We start from the raw sequence: 17,841 nt of genomic DNA, 5'->3' as shown, positions 1-17,841 counted from the left end.
TTTATGCTCAGCTTTTTACGGCGCCGGCAATACCATCAACAAAATATTTCTGCAGGCAGATGAAAAGGATGATAACAGGGATAACTGCGATACTCGCTCCTGCTGCAATGCCAGTCCAATCCACCACATGTTCTCCCTTAAGAGCATACAGTCCCACCGCCAGAGTTCTCAGTTCTGGCTTACTCAGTGTAAGGACTAACGGAAGCAGAAAGCTGTTCCACGTCCAGATAAACTGCATGATAACCACCGTCACAATTACCGGCTTTCCCAAAGGAAACATGATTTTAAAATACGTCTGCAAAAATCCGCAGCCGTCTACAATCGCGGCCTCCTCCATCTCATTTGGAATAGAGGTGTAGAAGCTGGAAAACAGCATTAAAAACAGGATATGGCTTCCACCGCATTCAGCAATAATGAGTCCCAGCAGGCTGTTTGTCATATGTAAACCATTCAGCAGTTCATAGATGGGAATGATTGTAAAGGTCAGCGGTATTGTAATGCTGGCCATAAATATGCCGAGGACCACCTTTTTCCCCGGGAACATGTAACGGCCAAGGGCGTATCCGGCAGCCGACGTACATAACAGCACAATGATAACCGAACTTACCGTAACGATAATTGTATTTGAGAAATACTGGCTGAAATTGGCATTGTTCCATGAGCGGATAAAATTATCCAACGTTGGATTGTGTGGAAATATATTAAGTCCACTGCCCCAAAATTCGTCCTGGGTTTTAAAAGAAGCGGTAATCATCCAAATAAACGGATAAACCCAGACAAATGCAAAAATACTGAGGATTATATACAAGACGCTTCTTCCTGCCATATGTTTCATTTTCGTGTTCATATTTAATGTACTCCTTCCCTCAGTCTACGCGCTTCTTACTGATCAGACTCTTTAGTGTATTCAATACAAATCCGATCAGAATAACACAAATGCCGAACAGCATAGCGGCTGCACTGGCATATCCGAGACGCGGCATTCCGACTGAGCTTGCATATGCAGTCCGATATACAAAAGTTCCCATAACATCTGTTGCAAAAAAAGGTCCTCCGCCCGTCATAGTCTGCACAATATCAAATACCTTTAGAGAGTTGATTACCGCCAACAGGACAATGACTCCCCCAATCGGCAGTATGATCGGTACCGTTATGTAGCGGAATTCCTGCCACTTGCCCGCGCCGTCAATCTTCGCGGCCTCGACCACATCCTGAGGAACGCTTTGAAGGGCTGCAAGCCAGTAAATCATATAAATTCCCACATCTTTCCAAACACCGATTACAGCAACCGTCGGCAGTGCCAGCTTTGCCTGGCCTAAAAAATTAATCGTCTGTTTTTCGCCAAAAAGCCTCAACACTCCGTTGATCGCGCCCGTAGGGCTCCATATAAACAGCATAATAATTCCTACAATCGATGCGGTCGTGATAACCGGCAGAAAAAACAGAGTGCGGTAGACTTCCCTCATTTTCAGTGTTTTTTCATTTAAAAGAACAGCAAGAAACAAAGACAGGATAATTAAAAGGGGAACAGAATATAACATATATTTAAAACTGTTTGCAAATGCGTTCCAGAACCAGTGATCCGACAACAGCTCCTTAAAATTGCCCAGTCCAACAAACGCTTTATCCGAACTGATTCCAGACCAGTTCAATGCAGAATAATAAATACTGGAAAGTATAGGCCAGCCTTGAAAACCCAGATAAAAAAGCGTAGTCGGTAAAATAAAAATCCAGCACCAGATATATTGACGTATTCTTCTTTTTTTGTACATGTCTCCTCCATAATTTTAGTTTTTGAATTATATATTTTGTTGTTTCATAAATTCAATGTACTGCTTTTCTTAAATAATGTCAACATATTTTTAGTTTTTCAGCGTTTTATACAAGTTTTTTATGTGCATTATAGCTAATTATTCGATTTACAACGCTGTTAGCCTACTTTATAATTGACGTATATATTATTTCAACCATTAAACTCATACCCATTATTTTTTGGAATATTACTTTATATACCAAACATATTTCAAATCGTTCAGCTTGAAAAAGGAGGATTCATGATTCATTTAGATTTTATCCATGCTGCGGCAAGCCCTATTGCAGATTACACTCAGAAGCAACTTTCAAACTATTTCCACCTTTTATTAAAGGAAGATAAAACAGAACGCCATATCCCGGTTGAATTAACTTTTGGTATTCCCCTTCCGGATCTAGCCACACCGGCTTCCTATGATTTGGATGATCAGTATCAAATCATAGCCACACCTTATCATCTAAAAATATCCGCTTCCAACCCTCGTTCCATTCTGCTGGGAGTTTACAGGCTGCTCACCGAATTAGGCTGTCGTTTTCCAATGCCGGGCATTGAGCATGAGTATATACCGCAGATCCGTTTGGAAGAAATCAACGTGTACGTCTGTGAATCCGCCTCCTTCCGACACAGAGGCGTCTGTATTGAGGGCGCCGACAGCCTCAAGAATATTCTTGATTTTATTGATTGGCTGCCCAAAACAGGCTGCAATTCTTTTTTTGTCCAGCACTTTGAACCTGAGGTATTTCTTAATAACTGGTACTCACATAAATATAATCCATTACTCAAAGCTGAAACTCTAAGTCAGGATAAAATGGAACAAATGTGCCGCCAAATCGATCAGGCCATAGCATGCCGTGGACTTCTGCATCATCGTGTCGGCCATGGCTGGACCTCAAAAGCCATGGGGATTCCTTACGCCTGCGCACCAGCAAAAATGGCCCCTTCCAAAGAGCAGAGGCTGCTGCTAGCCCAGGTAAACGGCGTCCGAGATTTCTGGGAGGAGATTCCCTCTAATACAAATCTCTGCTATTCCAATCCGATGGCACAATGCGCTTTTATAAAAGGTGTAACCGAATACGCCGCGAATCATCCGGAGGTCGATTATCTGCATGTCTGGCTAGCCGACGAATACAACAATGTGTGTGAATGCCACAGCTGTCGAAGCACCTCGCTGACGGATCAGTACATCAGCCTGTTAAATGAGATAGACAGCGCGCTGGTCCAGTCAGGCATCAGCACGCATATTGTTCTGTTGCTCTACCAGGAACTGCTTTGGCCCCCTGTTCGTCAAAAGCTTGTGCATCCGGAACGTTTCACACTGATGTTTGCACCAATCAGCCGTACATTTAACCGTTCCTACTCCTGCCGCGGACCAATACCAAATCTTATGCCTTACCGCAGAAACCAGATTGTGCTTCCCCATACGCTGGAAGAGAATATCGCATTCCTGGAGGCGTGGAAAGCAGGGTATGATACAGATTCATTTGTTTACGATTATCCGCTGGGCAGGGCTCACTATGGAGACTTGGGATATCACCACATAGCCAGGATCATATCCTCCGATATTAAAGAGCTTTCTTCTCTCAAGCTTAACGGATACATAAGCTGTCAGGAACTGCGTGCCGCTCTTCCGAATGCTTTCCCCAATTACGTTATGGGACGCACATTATGGAATAAAAATCTTTCATTTGAAATTCTGGAGGAGGAATACTATTCTGCACTATACGGTTCTGACTGGAGTACGGTTAAGGAGTATTTATTAAAACTTTCTTCTCTGACTTCCTGCGATTACTTTAACGGCATTGGACCGCGTTTTAACCCGGAACAGGCCGCACGTTATAAAGAAGTACAATTTCTTTCCGGGGAATTTCATTTATATATCAGACAGCGCCTGGATACCGCGGAGCCATTCCGAAAAATATTTTTTAGTTTACTTGACTACCATACAGAATACTGTATACTGATTACAAAAGCATTAGAAGCACAAGCCGCAGGCCGTGTATCAGAGGTTCCTGAATTATGGAATACCTTCATGAATTTTATCCGGATGCACGAACCAGAATTTCAACCTTATCTGGATGTCTACCGCGTTCTGGAGGTTGGAACGAAATATACGGGATTTTCATTGGATATAGAACGTTAGAAAGGATTTTATTATGTATATGGAAACAGGGGAAGGTGTTGATCGATTAACCACTTCCGGCCGTATATTGCGGTATATTTTTCGCCGCCAGCCGGTTTCACGCTCTGAGATTGCCAGGCACCTCGGTCTCTCACCCGCTATGGTGACGACTGTCATCTCATCATTAATTGAAAATAATATCATAACTGAACTGGAAAAATCACTGGATAAAGAATCAAAAGCCTCCGGCCGGAAACGGTTAATGCTGGGGATTCGTGCCGATGCAAAGTACAGCATCGGAGTTGAAATAGGGATTGAACATTTCCGTTTCTGTCTCACCGACCTGTCCGGAAATGTTCTCAAACAATTTAGTTACGTTCCGACGCGGGAGCAAATTATCAATGTCAATATCTCGATTGAACAGGGCGTTCTGAAATTAATCGAAGACACCGGAGTTCCCAGGGATCGAGTGGCGGGTATTGGTGTAGCCCTTCCCGGCCATCTCGATCCACTGGATGGCCACATGGTCACCCTTTCCTCCAACTGGGTCAACTTTAACGCCCATGCGCTGGAAGAAACACTTCACATGGGCGTAGCGGCGGAAAATAATGTCCGGTCCATGGCATATCAAAAATACCTTTTCGATTATAAGACATGTCCTGAAAATTTCGTATTTATCCATGTTGGAGTAGGTATTTTCTGTGCAAATTTTACTGCCGGGCAGTTGACCCAAGGCAGCTATATATCCGGTGAAATCGGACATACTATCTCTAATCCGGATGGCCCTCGCTGTGAATGCGGAAAAAGCGGTTGTCTTCAGACTTACGCCAGCGAAAGCTGGATCCTGCAAAAGATTCGGACCCTGTATCGGACTGCTCCCCATTCTCTATTACACGGTCTGGTCTCCAGCGAAGATGACATAACGCTGGAAACGGCACTTGCAGCATACAGTTTAGGAGACGAGATCGTTACCCACATTTTTCATGACGCAGTTCGTTATCTGGGTATTGCAATTGCAAACATTTCAATTATTATGAATCCTCAAAAGCTTTATATTCACAGCCGCATGTTTCAGCATACGCTTCTGCGGGATGAGCTGCAGCGCTATATTGAAAGTCAGCTGACGTTTCTTGACAAACACTGCACGGAAGAAATTAACATTCTTGATTTTGATTCCTCCAGAGCGGCGGCAGGCGCTGCTGCCTTGGCTATCGACCGTTTATTCATCTATCGGCAGCCATAATTACCGATCGTCATTTATACAGAGTCCATAGATATTCAAAATCTGTCTTCCCTATAATGAATCAGGAGGCAGCGAATAAACGAGGTAAATTAACTCCGCTTATTCGCTGCCTCCTTCATTTAATTAAATTCTACGGAAGGAATCCTCATAGTCAAACGTGGCCTGCCTCTCATTAAACTATTCTTCCGGAAGTGCCCCGACAACTTAAAGTGCAGTTCCCTTTTTTAGGAATAGTAAATTGTTTCATGCTCATTCCCTCATGTGTCAGCAGCCATATTTTTTTTCTCAATACCACCAGAATATCCTGTCAAGCTGCCACCCGCACCTACAACTCTATGGCAAGGTATGATAATTGAAACCGGATTGAGTCCCACTGCTCCGCCCACTGCTTGAGCCGACATGGTTTTTTTATTCATTTTATCTGCCATTTTCTTTGCAATATCTCTTACCCCGGCAAAGCTTTCTTTATTACGACATCCATTTCGAGAAACGCATCTGGCCAAGCCATTATCCGCATTGCGATATATTGTGCAGTCCAGCTTCCAAATATATGAGTCAGGCCGTCGACTTGTGTCTGTACAGGTCTTCCAAATGATTGAACTATTCTGCCTGCCAGTGTATTTACAGCTTTTACAGTGATTTGCTGGCCTAAAACCGCTCTTACCGATGTTTCAAAAGGATCAAACAACCGGGCATACGTGTTCCCAACACACAAAGGCCAGGACAAATATCATTCATGGTTGAAAGGCTATTGTAAACGATTTCCGGCTCGCAGGATAGATCGAACATATTTTTTATTCTGCCGAGGACCTGCGGCAAAACCGGCACTAATGTTTCGCAGATTGTAATACTTAACGCGTTCTTGACAGCACAGTTACTGATCTTAACCCATCTCGAAACAGGCTCTTTATTTATGCGTTCCATATGTACGGTTCTCCAATATGCATGATCTCTGACAAGATCAATACCTGGAATAGAATGTTCTTTGAAAAATGTCAGTATCTCATTCCAGCGATAAGGTGGACGGTAGCCCAGATAAGCTGTAATATTTTCATCTTTTCTATTATAGCCTGCTCCATAGCAGATAAACCTTATTTTCATCACTTACCACTATCTTTCATTTTTTTGGTTATCGCGATCATCCCTCCTCCTTACACAGCAAAACCCCGGTCCAAAATCCTCGAACCGGGGTATGTCATCCACACTTTTCCATTTTCAGTCCCATAAAACACAGCCGAAAATTCCATGATTTCAGCCCATTTCCAGGCCAAAAACCACCACATATTGTGGTTATATGCACTTTTTTATCCAAATACCACAAGTGTCATCCATATCATTGATTACACCTCGTCAATCGCCTTCCCTATATCATCCCTCATATACTTATTCCCAAATTCAATCCACTCCGTCGCCCGATACGCATTCTCCCGCGCCAGCTTTAGATTCTCCCCCTTTGCCGTCACGCCCAGCACACGTCCGCCGTTGGTCACGATTCTGCCTTCGTCGTCGAACTTCGTTCCGGCGTGGAACACGTAGTATCCGTCACGATCCTTAAAATTCTCAAATCCGCTGATCGGATATCCTTTTTCGTAGTGCTCCGGATACCCGTCGGAAGCCAGCACAACGCAGACCGCCGCGTTATCCTCAAACTCCAGTTGAATCTGATCCAGCGTGCCGTCCACACAGGCCTCAAACACTTCCACGATATCATTCTTCATACGAGGCAGTACGACCTGAGTCTCCGGATCCCCGAATCTCGCATTGTATTCCAGGACCTTTGGCCCCTTCTCCGTAAGCATCAGACCGAAGAAAATGATTCCCTTAAACGGTCTTCCCTCGGCTTTCATCGCGTCCACAGTGGCCTGATACACGTATTTCCGGCAGAATGCATCCACCTCTTCCGTATAGAAGGGGCTCGGGGAAAAGGTTCCCATGCCGCCCGTATTAAGCCCCTGGTCACCATTCTTCGCCCGCTTGTGGTCCTGAGCCGAAGTCATGATCCTGATTGTATCTCCATCCACAAAAGACAGCACGGATACTTCGCGGCCGGTCATAAACTCCTCCACCACGATCCGGTCACCAGCGGAGCCGAACTGCTTATCCAGCATCAGCGTCTTGACGCCGTCCTTCGCCTCTTCCCTTGTATTGCAGATTAAAACACCTTTACCGAGAGCGAGGCCATCCGCTTTCAATACGATGGGCATTTCGGCCGTTTCCAGATACAGAAGCGCCGCCTCCGGGGTATCAAAGGTCTCATAGCCTGCCGTCGGAATCTTATATTTCTTCATCAGATCCTTGGAAAATGCCTTAGAGCCTTCCAGGATTGCCGCATTCTTTCTCGGTCCAAATACGCGGAGTCCTTCTTTCTCGAATACATCCACAATGCCGCCCACCAGCGGATCATCCATACCAATCACAGTTAAGTCCACCTGGTGTTCCTTCGCAAACGCTGCCATTTTGTCGAACTCCATGGCGCCGATCGGCACGCATTCTGCAAATTCAGCGATTCCCGCATTGCCCGGAGCACAGTAAATCTTATCCACCTTCGCGCTCTTTGCCACCTTCCACGCGATCGCGTGCTCTCTTCCGCCGCTTCCTACAATCAGTACCTTCATCATCCGCCTCCTGATATTCTAATAAGTAAGTCTGCTTTTACAAAATTTAAATTTCATCCAAAACGCCCCATCCTTGATATGGCGGTCCAGAAGCATGCTCTTATCCGGACCACCACATCTGGTGGGGAATATTAATTCCAATCCTGTCAATTGTTTGGCTGGCCGTTTGCAATCAGCTGGATGGCCTGCGGCAGAATAACCCACTCCGCCTCTTCCATCACACGCCGCTGCAGAATCTCCGGCGTATCCCCGTCCTTCACCTCTACAGCCTTCTGTAAAAGGATGGGGCCGCTGTCCACGCCTTCGTCCACGTAATGTACCGTTGCCCCGGTAACCTTTACGCCCCGCTTTAACGCCGCCTCGTGAACCTTTAAGCCGTAATAGCCCACGCCGCAGAAAGAGGGGATCAGAGATGGATGAATGTTAATGATACGGTTCTTATATTTCCTGGTCATAGCCTCCGGAATCGTTACGAGGAAACCGGCCAGCACGATCAAATCCAGCTTGTATTCATCTACCTTTGCCAGAAATGCCTCATTAAACGCCTCTCTGGTTTCAAACTCCTTCGGAGAAATGGCAACAGCCCTTATTCCATGATTCCTCGCCCGTTCCAGCGCATACGCGTTGCGGTTGTTGCTGATTACCACTTCCACGCTTACATTGGTGAGATGGCCGTCGTCCATCCTGTCTAAGATGGCCTGAAGATTCGTTCCGCCGCCGGATACGAGAATGCCGACTCTCAGCATAAGGTCACTCCCTTTTCTCCTGCCTCCGTATAACCGATTACATACGGAATCTCGCCAGCCTCACGGACGGCCTTCATGGCTGTATCAACGTTAGAAGGATCGACTGCCAGAACCATGCCGATACCCATATTATAGGTATTGTACATCATCTCCTCTTCAATACCGCCCTTCTCAGCCAGAAGCTTAAAGATCGCCGGTACCTCGTAGCTGTCCTTTTTGATGACTGCTTTGACACCGTCCGGAAGCATACGCGGAATGTTCTCATAGAAGCCGCCGCCCGTCACGTGGCTGCATGCCTTGATCGTAACGCCGCTGTCCTTTACGCTCTTTAAGGCTTTCACATAAATCTTGGTCGGAGCGATCAGTGTCTCACCTAAAGTTCCGCCCAGTTCATCGTAATACGTATCAAGGCTCTCCTTTGTCATCTCAAATACCTTACGTACGAGAGAGAAGCCATTGCTGTGCACACCGGAAGAAGCCATGCCGATTAACACATCGCCGGCTTTTAAGTCTTTCCCTGTGATCAGGTTCTTTTCATCGACAACACCGACCGCGAAACCGGCCAGATCATACTCATCCTCCGGATAGAAGCCCGGCATCTCGGCCGTCTCACCGCCGATTAAGGCCGCGCCGGCCTGTTTGCAGCCGTCCGCTACGCCGCCGACGATCTCAGCAATCTTTTCCGGAAAATTCTTTCCGCAGGCAATGTAATCCAGAAAGAATAAAGGTTCTCCGCCTGCGCAGGCAATGTCGTTGACACACATGGCAACACAGTCAATGCCCACGGTATTGTGCTTATCCATAAGAAATGCAAGCTTCAGCTTCGTACCTACGCCATCGGTGCCGGAAACCAGAGTCGGTTTCTCCATATCCTTAAATGCGCTCATGGAAAATGCTCCCGAAAAGCCGCCGATTCCGCCTAACACCTCCGGTCTCATGGTTCCCTTCACGTGTTCCTTCATCAACTCTACTGACTTATATCCAGCCTCAATATCCACACCGGCATTCTTGTAATCCATTTCTCTTCCTCCTCGCTATGAGCACTTGGCGCCTGTATTTCAGGCGCTTACGTGCGATGCATGTCATCTCCACTTAGTGACTCTGTCTTATTTCTTCATCTGCGCAAGATATTCCTTATATCCGATCTGCTCCAGCTTGTCCGCTTTCTTCACCACATCGTTCTTTAAATTCTCTGAATACTCCTTTAATCTGCCGAGCAGAGCTTCGTCAGACGTAGAAAGAATCTTAGCTGCAAGAATTCCCGCGTTTGTTCCTCCGTTAATCGCAACTGTGGCAACCGGAATACCGGATGGCATCTGTACGATGGAATAGAGGGAATCCACACCGCCGAGATCGGAAGTCTTCATCGGAATTCCGATAACCGGCATCGGGAAAAGTGCTGCGCACATGCCCGGAAGATGAGCCGCCTTGCCGGCTCCCGCGATGATCACCTTCACTCCTCTTGCCTCTGCTGTCTTCGCGTAATCAAAGAATATATCAGGCTCTCTGTGAGCCGAAATAACCGTAATCTCAAAATCAACACCCAGTTTCTCAAGAACGTCCGCGGCCTGCGCCATAACAGGCATATCGGAATCACTACCCATAACAATTGCTGCCTTTGCCATAGTAAATCTCCTTTCATTATTAACGGTTATGTTTCTCATTAGTTATATTAATATATAAAGCTTACAAATCAGTCTTTACTTATAATTATAATACTAGCTTTTTATGTTCCCGTCAATAATTTTCTTGAAAATCCTCATATATAAAATAATGTAAAACTTCCTTTACAAAAATTGTAAAATACACTTTACTTTTAATGTAAAGCGTGCTATACTCAAAATGTAAAGGAAACATTACTTTTAAAAAAGAAAAGGAAGTGTTGTGTAAGTGAAAACAAGAATACAGGAGTTGAGAAAGCAATCGCGAATCACGCAGGAAGAACTGGCGGATGCTCTGGGCGTAACGAGACAGACCATCATCTCCCTGGAAAACGGCAAGTATAATGCCTCTCTCCAGCTGGCCCACAAAATTGCAGTATATTTTCACATGAACATTGAAGAAATATTCTTATTCGAGGAGGAATAAACTATGTTGCTGAACAATTTATTTATTGATAATCCGATCAATTTTGAGAAGAGATGCAAGACCAGAATCATCGCCAGCTGTCTTCTTCTGGTGCTGGGCGCAGTCACGATCGCCCTCTCCTTCCTGGCAGGCGACCATATTCCTGTGCTGTACATGACCGCCGACCACTATGACTTCATCCCGGGCTTCTATATGGGAACCGGATTCGGACTGCTTTTCGCCGCCATCGCGACGATCATCAAAAATGTCCGTTATTTAAAGAAACCAGACTTAAAGAAAGAACGGGAAATATATGAGACGGACGAGAGGAACCGTATGCTGGGGCTGCGCAGCTGGGCTTACGCCGGTTACGCCATGCTGTTCATACTTTACATCGGAATCCTGGTCAGCGGTTTCATCAGTATCATTATACTTAAGACACTCCTGGTAATACTGGCTGTCTATGTACTGGTCCTGTTTATCTTTCGAATGATACTGCAGAAAACAATGTAAGGATTTATAACAGCCTGGTAAAAGGCAGCGGTATCTGATCAGGATCATGGATTAAATTAATAAACACAGAATACGCCGTCGGGCCTGACCCTTCGGCATATTCTGTGTTTTTATTTAGGCTCTAAAATTTATAACGCAAATTTATCTCCCATTTTCTGCATTTCTTTGAGTCCAGGCCCCAGGCCCGGCAATTTGTTCCACGTTCAGTCCAGCGGAACATTCAGCTCCTCCACTCCCGGAAGTACGAATCTTCCGTCGGCGATAATTGAAATCCTGCTGCCGTCCGCCCGCACCGCGTCGATCGTATCCAGCTCCGAATAAGGAATCGTAATATCCGTATGGCAGCTGAAATACGCCTTCGACAAATCTTCCTTCCTCAAAATGGAGATCTCGTTGTCTCTGGCTATAATTTCCTTGCCGTTGGGATTATACACGGCGCTGTCCTCGGCCCAGCTGTAGCACGTATCGCCGACCGCGAAATGCGGTCCCATCTTCTCCACGATCAGTATCGGAAGCTTGTCGAGAATTCCGTATTTCCCGGCCATGGCGTACGCCGTCGTATTCGTTCCGATGGCGAACTCTCCCATGGGAAGCGTGTCGTGGTTCTTCAGAATCATCTGTTTTACCAGCGCCTTCCCCTCTTCCGGATTCTCAAAATTATCGCAGGCGTACTCTCTGATCATCCCATCTTCAAACGTCATGGAGAGATTCTTAAACTGGAAATCCCCGATATACACCGTTCCGACAAACAGAGTCCCCTCCGTTTTGGACAGCTTCGGCGACGTGAACACCTCGCCCAGCGGAATGTTGACATCCGCCACGCAGTTCTCAAAATTCGTCTCCTTTTCCCTGTCTCCGAGTTCATGCAGGCTTACGCGCAGATCGGTCCGGTTGTCTCCCTTTCCCTTCACCTCCACGTAATCCGCCTCATCCAGCGCATCGATGATCGTCTGCTGGATCGTCTTATACTTTTCATAATCCAGCGTATTGATCGCAATGGTCTCCTCGAATATCTTCTCGAAACGTTCTCTTGCCTGCTCCGGGCTTAAGTCGCCGCGGCTGTCGCGTCCGATCTCCGGAACCGGAAATGCGATGATCGTAAAGCTGGTCTCATCACCCGGCATATATTCGTTGGTAATCACAGCCGTCTCATTGGCTGCCCTGGCGCTCAGCTTTTCCTGTTTTGCGTCCAGGCGGTTGGCCTCCGGCTTATTGACCGGCTGGAAGCCCTCCTGTCCGAAGGTCTCGATCACAGCAGGACCCGCGTAGGCTGCGGCTTCTTTCTTATACTGCTCATAGGCCACCCGCAGAACGGAAGCCTTCCTGTCGGTAAACGCCTTGTTTAAGTAGATAGCCTCGTCGTAGCGGTGATCGTACTCATACTGGCGGTTGGCCGGCCTGCCGTAATAGCCCACCTTTCTGCCCGCCTTCTGATTTACAGACCACACCGCAGAGCGGCAAAGGATCGTATCCAGCCCCATCTCACGGAAGTTCTGAATTGCCGCCTTCACCATACGCTCAAAGCCCAGCTCATACCGGATCTGCACCGCGCTCTTCTTTGACAGATCGCGCCCCATCACCTCGAAGCCCTTCCGGTACCCTTCCGTATAGGTGTCCGCCATAAGCCGCACCGTCTCCTCCGGAAGTGAATTCATAAACTGCGCCACTAACAGCTCGGATTCGGATATATAATCGCCAAACCGGTATAAATACCGCAGGTCGCTTAAATCGCTGTCCAGGATGATGTCCTTCGCAAAAGTCAGCGTGGGATCCACACCTTCCCGGATGCGGTATGCCACCGTATAGTCACAGTAATCACTGACAAACCAGTAGAGCACATCCTTAATACTGGCGGCGGAAGGAACCGTATCCTCAAACATATTATAAATCTCAATCAGTGTTTCATTTAAAATGGTGATATCCGTCAGCCTGTTTTCCGCAGCAAAGATAATATCGCCCCGGATTTCCTTATAAAGGTAAGAAAGCAGCTGTCCATACTCTTCTCCCAGAGCGGAAACAGCGTACTGCGGATTGCCATAGCTGGTCTCGTAATTCTCCGGAAGAATGTCCTCATAAAGCCTGTGGTTCCAGTCCTCTAACTCCTTAAGCGGCGCGTTTTCCGCCAGTCCGCCTGCCACCATTTCCCGATAATCGCCGATCATGCCGATAAAGGATGCCATCTTACGGAAATAGGAGCGGTACGGTTCTTCCACCGTCTCCTCGCTCTGGATGGCCTGGAGCCGTTCCATGGAAAGCTGATACCGTTCCATCACACTTTCATTTTCTTCTTTGAATCTGTCACAAACGTTCATTGTCATCCTCCAAATCCAATGATAATCAGAACTGCCCATACAATAACCAGAAAGCCGCTGACGGCCATCCCTATTTTGGACAGTATGTACTTCTTTTCCTTTTCAAAAAAAGAAAGCGCCCCATAAATCAGAGAGACTATGGCAATCAGGAAGCTGCAGAAGCACACCGCGGCCACATTAAGCTCCGCGTTCCCTGCCGTCATGACCGAGCTCGCCACACCGATGACCGCAAGAATCAAAGCGGCGACAGCAAGCCCAAGGGCCATGAAGCTTCTCCTCGCAAATGGTTTCCTAATGTAGGATACTTTTTTCTGCTGCTGCACGCCGCTTCCTCCTCACTCTTATCGTCTGTACAATTTTGTAGAACACAAAGCCGAGTAAACCGCCAAGGGTGTTGAGTATCATATCGTCCACGTCGAAGCTGCCGACCTTCCACACCAGCTGCACCGTCTCGATGCAGAGGCTGAACAGAAAGCTTAACAGCACGGTGTTATACCAGTGACGGCTTCTGCGGCTGATAACCGGAAGAAAAAATCCGAATGGCATAAATCCAACAACATTTCCCACAATATTCAGCAAAAACGACCGGATTCCTACCACGTGCCAGTACACAATAAAGCGTCTGATCTCCTTGAACGGCACCAGATTATAGGCGTACTCCTCCTGCAGATGGCTTCCCCGGCCAAAGTCCTCGGAGAAGAACAGGAAGTACGCCAAAAAAATCAGGTAAACGATAAAAATCACCCAACCCAGCTTTTGTCGTTTTGTTGTATTTTTTATCATAAATGCCCCATTTAAAAAGTGATCTCGGATTTTCTCTTAAGCAGAACAGCGCCATTGATGATAGACATGATTCCAACGCTTAAGCCTGCTACTGTAATAATGATTCCGATTACAATGTTAAGCGCGCCCGCATTTCTCATGGTCTTATAAACTCTCTCCATATTCAGCTCTCCTTACTTTACGCCGTAGATTTCATAATAGGCGTCAATTGCCGCCTTTAAAGTATCATCAATAATAATCTTTCCGTTATATTCCTTATTATACAGATATTCGATTACTTCTGCCATAGTAACGATGGCTTTTGCGTTGAAACCATACTTGTCATGAATCTCGTCGAGAGCGCTCTTCTCTCCTTTTCCCTTCTCCATACGGTTTAAGGAAACCATCAGGCCAAGAATTGTCACATCACCCTGTGCCTTGATAATTGGAAATGTCTCTTCAATTGATTTGCCGGATGTGGTTACGTCCTCGATGATCACCACGCGGTCGCCGTCCTTAATCGGGCTTCCCAGAAGAATCCCTGCGTCTCCGTGGTCCTTTGCTTCCTTCCGGTTCGAACAGTATCGGATCTCTTTCCCGTATAATTCATGGTAAGCGATGGTGGTCGCCACACTTAACGGAATTCCCTTGTACGCCGGTCCGAACAGCACATCGAAATCATCCCCGAAATTATCATGGATCGCTTTCGCATAATACTCACCCAGTTTCTTTAACTGCGCGCCTGTCACATAGGCGCCCGCATTCATAAAAAATGGAGACTTTCTTCCGCTCTTTAAGGTAAAATCTCCAAACTTCAGCACGCTGCTGTCTACCATAAACTCTATAAATTCCTGCTTATACTGCTCCATCTTATCGTCCTTCCTTTCGCCGGCCTCTTACCGTACGGCTCCGACTAAATCATTGATATCTTCTACGTTATATTTCTTCATATAGCTTTCGATTCCGCTCACAACCTCGGCTGTGGCATACGGATTATGGAAGTTGGCCGTTCCCACAGAAACTGCCGTGGCTCCCGCCAGGATAAATTCCAGCGCATCCTCCGCGTTCATGATGCCGCCCATGCCGATGATGGGGATCTTTACGGCATTTGCCGCCTGATACACCATGCGGACCGCCACCGGCTTCACAGCCGGACCGGATAATCCGCCCGTCTTATTCGCCACCGCAAAGGTTCTGCGGTTTATATCAATCTTCATGCCTGTCAGCGTATTGATCAAAGAGATCACATCGGCGCCGCCCGCCTCCGCCGCCTTCGCCATGACGGTGATATCCGTCACGTTGGGGCTCAGCTTCATGATGACCGGCTGCTTCGCATGCTTCTTTACCTCTCTGGTAATGGCCTCCACCGCTTTCGGATCCTGTCCGAAGGCAATGCCGCCCTCCTTTACATTGGGACACGAAATGTTGATCTCCAGCATATCCACCGGTTCATCCCCGAGCCGTTCTACCACTTCCACGTAGTCCTCCGTGGTTCTGCCGCAGACATTGACAATAATCTTCGTATCATACTGCTTTAAAAATGGAATATCGCGCTTTGCAAACACATCGATTCCCGGATTCTGCAGGCCGATGGCATTGATCATGCCGCCGTACGTCTCTGCGATCCTGGGAGTCGGATTGCCGGGCCACGGCACATTGGCCACGCCCTTGGTCACTACTGCGCCCAGACCGTTTAAATCCACCATCTCGCCGTATTCCGCTCCGGATCCGAAGGTACCGGAAGCCGTCATGACCGGATTTTTCAGCTCCACACCAGCTAAGTTTACTTTCATATTCATCAGAGTTCTACCTCCTCTGCCCGAAATACCGGCCCGTCTTTACAGATTCTCGCATTGTGAACCTGGGAGTGTTCGTCCACGTTCTTTGTCTTGCATACGCAGGCCAGACATGCGCCGATTCCGCAGGCCATCTTCTCCTCGAGAGACAGAAAGCAGGTGATGCTCTCCTCGGCGGCATAGGCCTTTAACGCGCGCAGCATGGGAGTCGGACCACAGGCAAAGATTACGTCCGCCTTTAAACCGTGCTCTCTGATGGCATCAATGACATTGCCCTTTGTTCCGGCGCTTCCGTCCTCTGTCGCAAGAACCACTTCCCCGTAAGGGGCGAATTCCTCATTTAAAAACAGGACATCACGATATCCTAAAATCACTTCTTTTTTGCAGTGTAACTGCTTCGCCAGCTCCAGCATGGGGGGAATCCCGATTCCGCCGCCGATTAAGAAGGCGGTCTTTCCCTCTGCTGCTTCCTCCAGCGGGAATCCGTTGCCGAGAGGTCCCATAATATCGACCGTATCTCCCGCCTGGTAACGGGAGAACTCCTCCGTTCCCGCTCCGACGGTCCTATATACGATCCGCAGCATACCGGTTTCTTTATTCGTCTCACAGATGCTGATCGGGCGCGGAAGCAGTTTTGCTCCGTCCTTTGTATACACAGAAATAAACTGTCCCGGCTTTGCCTGGGCAGCCATCTCCTCCTCCCGGATCCACATGCTGTATACATCTTCTGTCAGCCTTTCCTGACTATCCACAAAGGCTGTTACTTTTCTCTGCGCCATGATTCCTCCTACAGTACGCTGTTGATATCGGAAACCATGTCGATCACGGCCTGTCTGGACGCTTCACCGAAATGCTCCGCGCCAAACTTCGCGTATTTCTCCTGCTTGTAGGCGGCGATGATGCCTCTGGAGGAATTGACGATGGCGCCGAGTCCGTCTTCATTGAAACAGTACTTTAAGTCCTCGGCGGTGCCGCCCTGCGCACCGTATCCCGGTACCAGGAAGTAGGTATTCGGCATCAGTTTCCTTAAGATTCTGCTCATCTCCGGGTAAGTCGCACCCACTACGGCTCCGACGTTGCTGTAAGCGCCATCCATGCAGTCTGCTCCCCATTCCACTACCTTGTCTGCTACCAGCTCGTACAGCGGTCTGCCGCCGATCAGCTGATCCTGGAATTCACCACTGGAAGGGTTGGAGGTCTTTACCAGCACGAAGAGGCCTCTGTCCTCCTCCCTGCAGACATCGACAAACGGTTTTACCCCGTCGGTGCCAAGATATGGATTCACAGTCAGGAAATCGGTACCGAAACCGGTAAGCACGCTGCTCCCCACCTTCACATGGCCGATATGCGCCGTGGCATACGCCGCGGAGGTGGAACCGATATCCCCTCTCTTCGCATCGCCGATCACGAGAAGTCCCTTCTCCTGACAGTAGCCGACGGTTCTCTTGTATATTTTAAGTCCTTCGATCCCAAACTGCTCATACATGGCGATCTGCGGCTTTACAGATGGAATAATGTCATAGACATGGTCCACGATTTCTTTATTAAACTGCCAGATGGCCTCCGCTGCGCCTTCCAGTGTCTCACCAAACTCATCAAATGCCTTTCTTGTCACATGCTCCGGTATATAGCCAAGCATCGGATCCAGTCCAACACAGATGGGTGCCTTTGTTTTTTGAATCCTCTGAATCAACTGATTAATCATAGTCTCCTCCTTCGTTCCTCACATTTTCTCTATTCTTACCAATTCTATCATAAGTAAGGGGCTGTTTCAAGCGTCTTTCTCGCCGTACCACCGGTCTATATAAGGTAATAAAAGAAATCGCAAGAAAAATTAGCACTCACCTATTGACAG

The 17,841-nt window shown here is 47.5% G+C and carries 19 protein-coding genes and 1 pseudogene; 4 read left to right on the top strand and 16 right to left on the bottom strand.

Annotation, left to right across the window (positions count from 1 at the left end; genetic code table 11):
- Positions 1–7 precede the first annotated feature (7 nt).
- Complete coding sequence (locus H8S80_RS03620; protein WP_347562413.1) at positions 8–847, bottom strand: carbohydrate ABC transporter permease; 840 nt, start codon at positions 845–847, stop codon at positions 8–10.
- A 19-nt stretch (positions 848–866) separates the two neighbouring features.
- A complete protein-coding gene (locus tag H8S80_RS03615; RefSeq protein WP_117630253.1) occupies positions 867–1,772 on the bottom strand; it encodes a carbohydrate ABC transporter permease in 906 nt (301 codons plus the stop codon).
- 174 nt (positions 1,773–1,946) lie between these two features.
- Between H8S80_RS03615 and H8S80_RS03610 the strand changes: the two genes are divergently transcribed.
- Both H8S80_RS03610 and H8S80_RS03605 read left to right on the top strand, forming a co-directional pair.
- Complete coding sequence (locus tag H8S80_RS03610) at positions 1,947–3,953, top strand: DUF4838 domain-containing protein (protein WP_147338518.1); 2,007 nt, start codon at positions 1,947–1,949, stop codon at positions 3,951–3,953.
- 13 nt (positions 3,954–3,966) lie between these two features.
- The gene (locus tag H8S80_RS03605; RefSeq protein ID WP_117630251.1) at positions 3,967–5,175 is read left to right on the top strand and encodes an ROK family transcriptional regulator; all 1,209 of its coding nucleotides are present in this window, start codon (positions 3,967–3,969) and stop codon (positions 5,173–5,175) included.
- A gap of 172 nt (positions 5,176–5,347) precedes the next feature.
- On the opposite strand, the pseudogene H8S80_RS03600 reads toward H8S80_RS03605, so the two are convergent.
- From H8S80_RS03600 to purE, 6 genes and pseudogenes are all read right to left on the bottom strand, one after another.
- Positions 5,348–5,618 (bottom strand): annotated as a pseudogene (locus H8S80_RS03600) (methylated-DNA--[protein]-cysteine S-methyltransferase); the annotation flags it as partial.
- 217 nt (positions 5,619–5,835) lie between these two features.
- Positions 5,836–6,276, bottom strand: coding sequence for an AlkA N-terminal domain-containing protein (locus H8S80_RS03595; protein ID WP_117630250.1), 441 nt, complete (start codon positions 6,274–6,276; stop codon positions 5,836–5,838).
- A 239-nt stretch (positions 6,277–6,515) separates the two neighbouring features.
- Positions 6,516–7,790, bottom strand: coding sequence for a phosphoribosylamine--glycine ligase (gene purD, locus H8S80_RS03590; RefSeq protein WP_117630249.1), 1,275 nt, complete (start codon positions 7,788–7,790; stop codon positions 6,516–6,518).
- 146 nt (positions 7,791–7,936) lie between these two features.
- Positions 7,937–8,536 (bottom strand): phosphoribosylglycinamide formyltransferase, encoded by a 600-nt coding sequence (gene purN / locus H8S80_RS03585; protein WP_055655285.1) that lies wholly within the window; start codon positions 8,534–8,536, stop codon positions 7,937–7,939.
- Complete coding sequence (gene purM / locus H8S80_RS03580; protein ID WP_117630248.1) at positions 8,530–9,555, bottom strand: phosphoribosylformylglycinamidine cyclo-ligase; 1,026 nt, start codon at positions 9,553–9,555, stop codon at positions 8,530–8,532. The genes purN and purM overlap by 7 nt, the downstream gene beginning before the upstream one ends.
- 87 nt (positions 9,556–9,642) lie before the next feature.
- Complete coding sequence (purE, locus tag H8S80_RS03575) at positions 9,643–10,161, bottom strand: 5-(carboxyamino)imidazole ribonucleotide mutase (protein WP_025529317.1); 519 nt, start codon at positions 10,159–10,161, stop codon at positions 9,643–9,645.
- 265 nt (positions 10,162–10,426) lie between these two features.
- On the opposite strand from purE, the gene H8S80_RS03570 reads away from it, so the two are divergent.
- Both H8S80_RS03570 and H8S80_RS03565 read left to right on the top strand, forming a co-directional pair.
- On the top strand, positions 10,427–10,624 hold the full coding sequence (locus H8S80_RS03570) for a helix-turn-helix transcriptional regulator (RefSeq protein ID WP_002600271.1): 198 nt from the start codon (positions 10,427–10,429) through the stop codon (positions 10,622–10,624).
- 3 nt (positions 10,625–10,627) lie between these two features.
- Complete coding sequence (locus H8S80_RS03565) at positions 10,628–11,116, top strand: hypothetical protein (protein WP_002600272.1); 489 nt, start codon at positions 10,628–10,630, stop codon at positions 11,114–11,116.
- A gap of 203 nt (positions 11,117–11,319) precedes the next feature.
- On the opposite strand, the gene H8S80_RS03560 is transcribed toward H8S80_RS03565, so the two are convergent.
- The 8 genes from H8S80_RS03560 to pyrF are packed head-to-tail and all read right to left on the bottom strand — an operon-like array spanning position 11,320 to position 17,691.
- Positions 11,320–13,428 (bottom strand): aminopeptidase, encoded by a 2,109-nt coding sequence (locus tag H8S80_RS03560; protein WP_117630247.1) that lies wholly within the window; start codon positions 13,426–13,428, stop codon positions 11,320–11,322.
- Positions 13,429–13,430: 2 nt separating this feature from the next.
- Positions 13,431–13,751 (bottom strand): DUF6142 family protein, encoded by a 321-nt coding sequence (locus H8S80_RS03555; RefSeq protein ID WP_002600274.1) that lies wholly within the window; start codon positions 13,749–13,751, stop codon positions 13,431–13,433.
- Positions 13,720–14,211 (bottom strand): VanZ family protein, encoded by a 492-nt coding sequence (locus H8S80_RS03550; RefSeq protein ID WP_002600275.1) that lies wholly within the window; start codon positions 14,209–14,211, stop codon positions 13,720–13,722. The genes H8S80_RS03555 and H8S80_RS03550 overlap by 32 nt, the downstream gene beginning before the upstream one ends.
- An 11-nt stretch (positions 14,212–14,222) precedes the next feature.
- Positions 14,223–14,372, bottom strand: coding sequence for a hypothetical protein (locus H8S80_RS03545; RefSeq protein WP_002600276.1), 150 nt, complete (start codon positions 14,370–14,372; stop codon positions 14,223–14,225).
- A 12-nt stretch (positions 14,373–14,384) separates the two neighbouring features.
- Positions 14,385–15,059, bottom strand: coding sequence for an orotate phosphoribosyltransferase (gene pyrE, locus H8S80_RS03540; RefSeq protein ID WP_025529316.1), 675 nt, complete (start codon positions 15,057–15,059; stop codon positions 14,385–14,387).
- A gap of 27 nt (positions 15,060–15,086) precedes the next feature.
- A complete protein-coding gene (locus H8S80_RS03535; RefSeq protein WP_002600278.1) occupies positions 15,087–15,989 on the bottom strand; it encodes a dihydroorotate dehydrogenase in 903 nt (300 codons plus the stop codon).
- Complete coding sequence (locus H8S80_RS03530) at positions 15,989–16,765, bottom strand: dihydroorotate dehydrogenase electron transfer subunit (protein ID WP_002600279.1); 777 nt, start codon at positions 16,763–16,765, stop codon at positions 15,989–15,991. The genes H8S80_RS03535 and H8S80_RS03530 overlap by 1 nt, the downstream gene beginning before the upstream one ends.
- 8 nt (positions 16,766–16,773) lie before the next feature.
- On the bottom strand, positions 16,774–17,691 hold the full coding sequence (gene pyrF / locus H8S80_RS03525; protein ID WP_002600280.1) for an orotidine-5'-phosphate decarboxylase: 918 nt from the start codon (positions 17,689–17,691) through the stop codon (positions 16,774–16,776).
- Between the last annotated feature and the right edge of the window lie 150 nt (positions 17,692–17,841).

This window comes from Hungatella sp. L36, from assembly GCF_014288035.1.
This window is presented reverse-complemented; position numbering and strand designations above follow the sequence as displayed.

What these genes read in the sequence shown, in the direction of transcription:
- H8S80_RS03620 (WP_347562413.1), bottom strand. Translation starts at nt 847, where the DNA reads ATGAACACGAAAATGAAACATATGGCAGGAAGAAGCGTCTTGTATATA.
- H8S80_RS03615 (WP_117630253.1), bottom strand. Translation starts at nt 1,772, where the DNA reads ATGTACAAAAAAAGAAGAATACGTCAATATATCTGGTGCTGGATTTTT.
- H8S80_RS03605 (WP_117630251.1), top strand. Translation starts at nt 3,967, where the DNA reads ATGTATATGGAAACAGGGGAAGGTGTTGATCGATTAACCACTTCCGGC.
- H8S80_RS03595 (WP_117630250.1), bottom strand. Translation starts at nt 6,276, where the DNA reads ATGAAAATAAGGTTTATCTGCTATGGAGCAGGCTATAATAGAAAAGAT.
- purD (WP_117630249.1), bottom strand. Translation starts at nt 7,790, where the DNA reads ATGAAGGTACTGATTGTAGGAAGCGGCGGAAGAGAGCACGCGATCGCG.
- purN (WP_055655285.1), bottom strand. Translation starts at nt 8,536, where the DNA reads ATGCTGAGAGTCGGCATTCTCGTATCCGGCGGCGGAACGAATCTTCAG.
- purM (WP_117630248.1), bottom strand. Translation starts at nt 9,555, where the DNA reads ATGGATTACAAGAATGCCGGTGTGGATATTGAGGCTGGATATAAGTCA.
- purE (WP_025529317.1), bottom strand. Translation starts at nt 10,161, where the DNA reads ATGGCAAAGGCAGCAATTGTTATGGGTAGTGATTCCGATATGCCTGTT.
- H8S80_RS03565 (WP_002600272.1), top strand. Translation starts at nt 10,628, where the DNA reads ATGTTGCTGAACAATTTATTTATTGATAATCCGATCAATTTTGAGAAG.
- H8S80_RS03560 (WP_117630247.1), bottom strand. Translation starts at nt 13,428, where the DNA reads ATGAACGTTTGTGACAGATTCAAAGAAGAAAATGAAAGTGTGATGGAA.
- H8S80_RS03550 (WP_002600275.1), bottom strand. Translation starts at nt 14,211, where the DNA reads ATGATAAAAAATACAACAAAACGACAAAAGCTGGGTTGGGTGATTTTT.
- H8S80_RS03545 (WP_002600276.1), bottom strand. Translation starts at nt 14,372, where the DNA reads ATGGAGAGAGTTTATAAGACCATGAGAAATGCGGGCGCGCTTAACATT.
- pyrE (WP_025529316.1), bottom strand. Translation starts at nt 15,059, where the DNA reads ATGGAGCAGTATAAGCAGGAATTTATAGAGTTTATGGTAGACAGCAGC.
- H8S80_RS03535 (WP_002600278.1), bottom strand. Translation starts at nt 15,989, where the DNA reads ATGAATATGAAAGTAAACTTAGCTGGTGTGGAGCTGAAAAATCCGGTC.
- H8S80_RS03530 (WP_002600279.1), bottom strand. Translation starts at nt 16,765, where the DNA reads ATGGCGCAGAGAAAAGTAACAGCCTTTGTGGATAGTCAGGAAAGGCTG.
- pyrF (WP_002600280.1), bottom strand. Translation starts at nt 17,691, where the DNA reads ATGATTAATCAGTTGATTCAGAGGATTCAAAAAACAAAGGCACCCATC.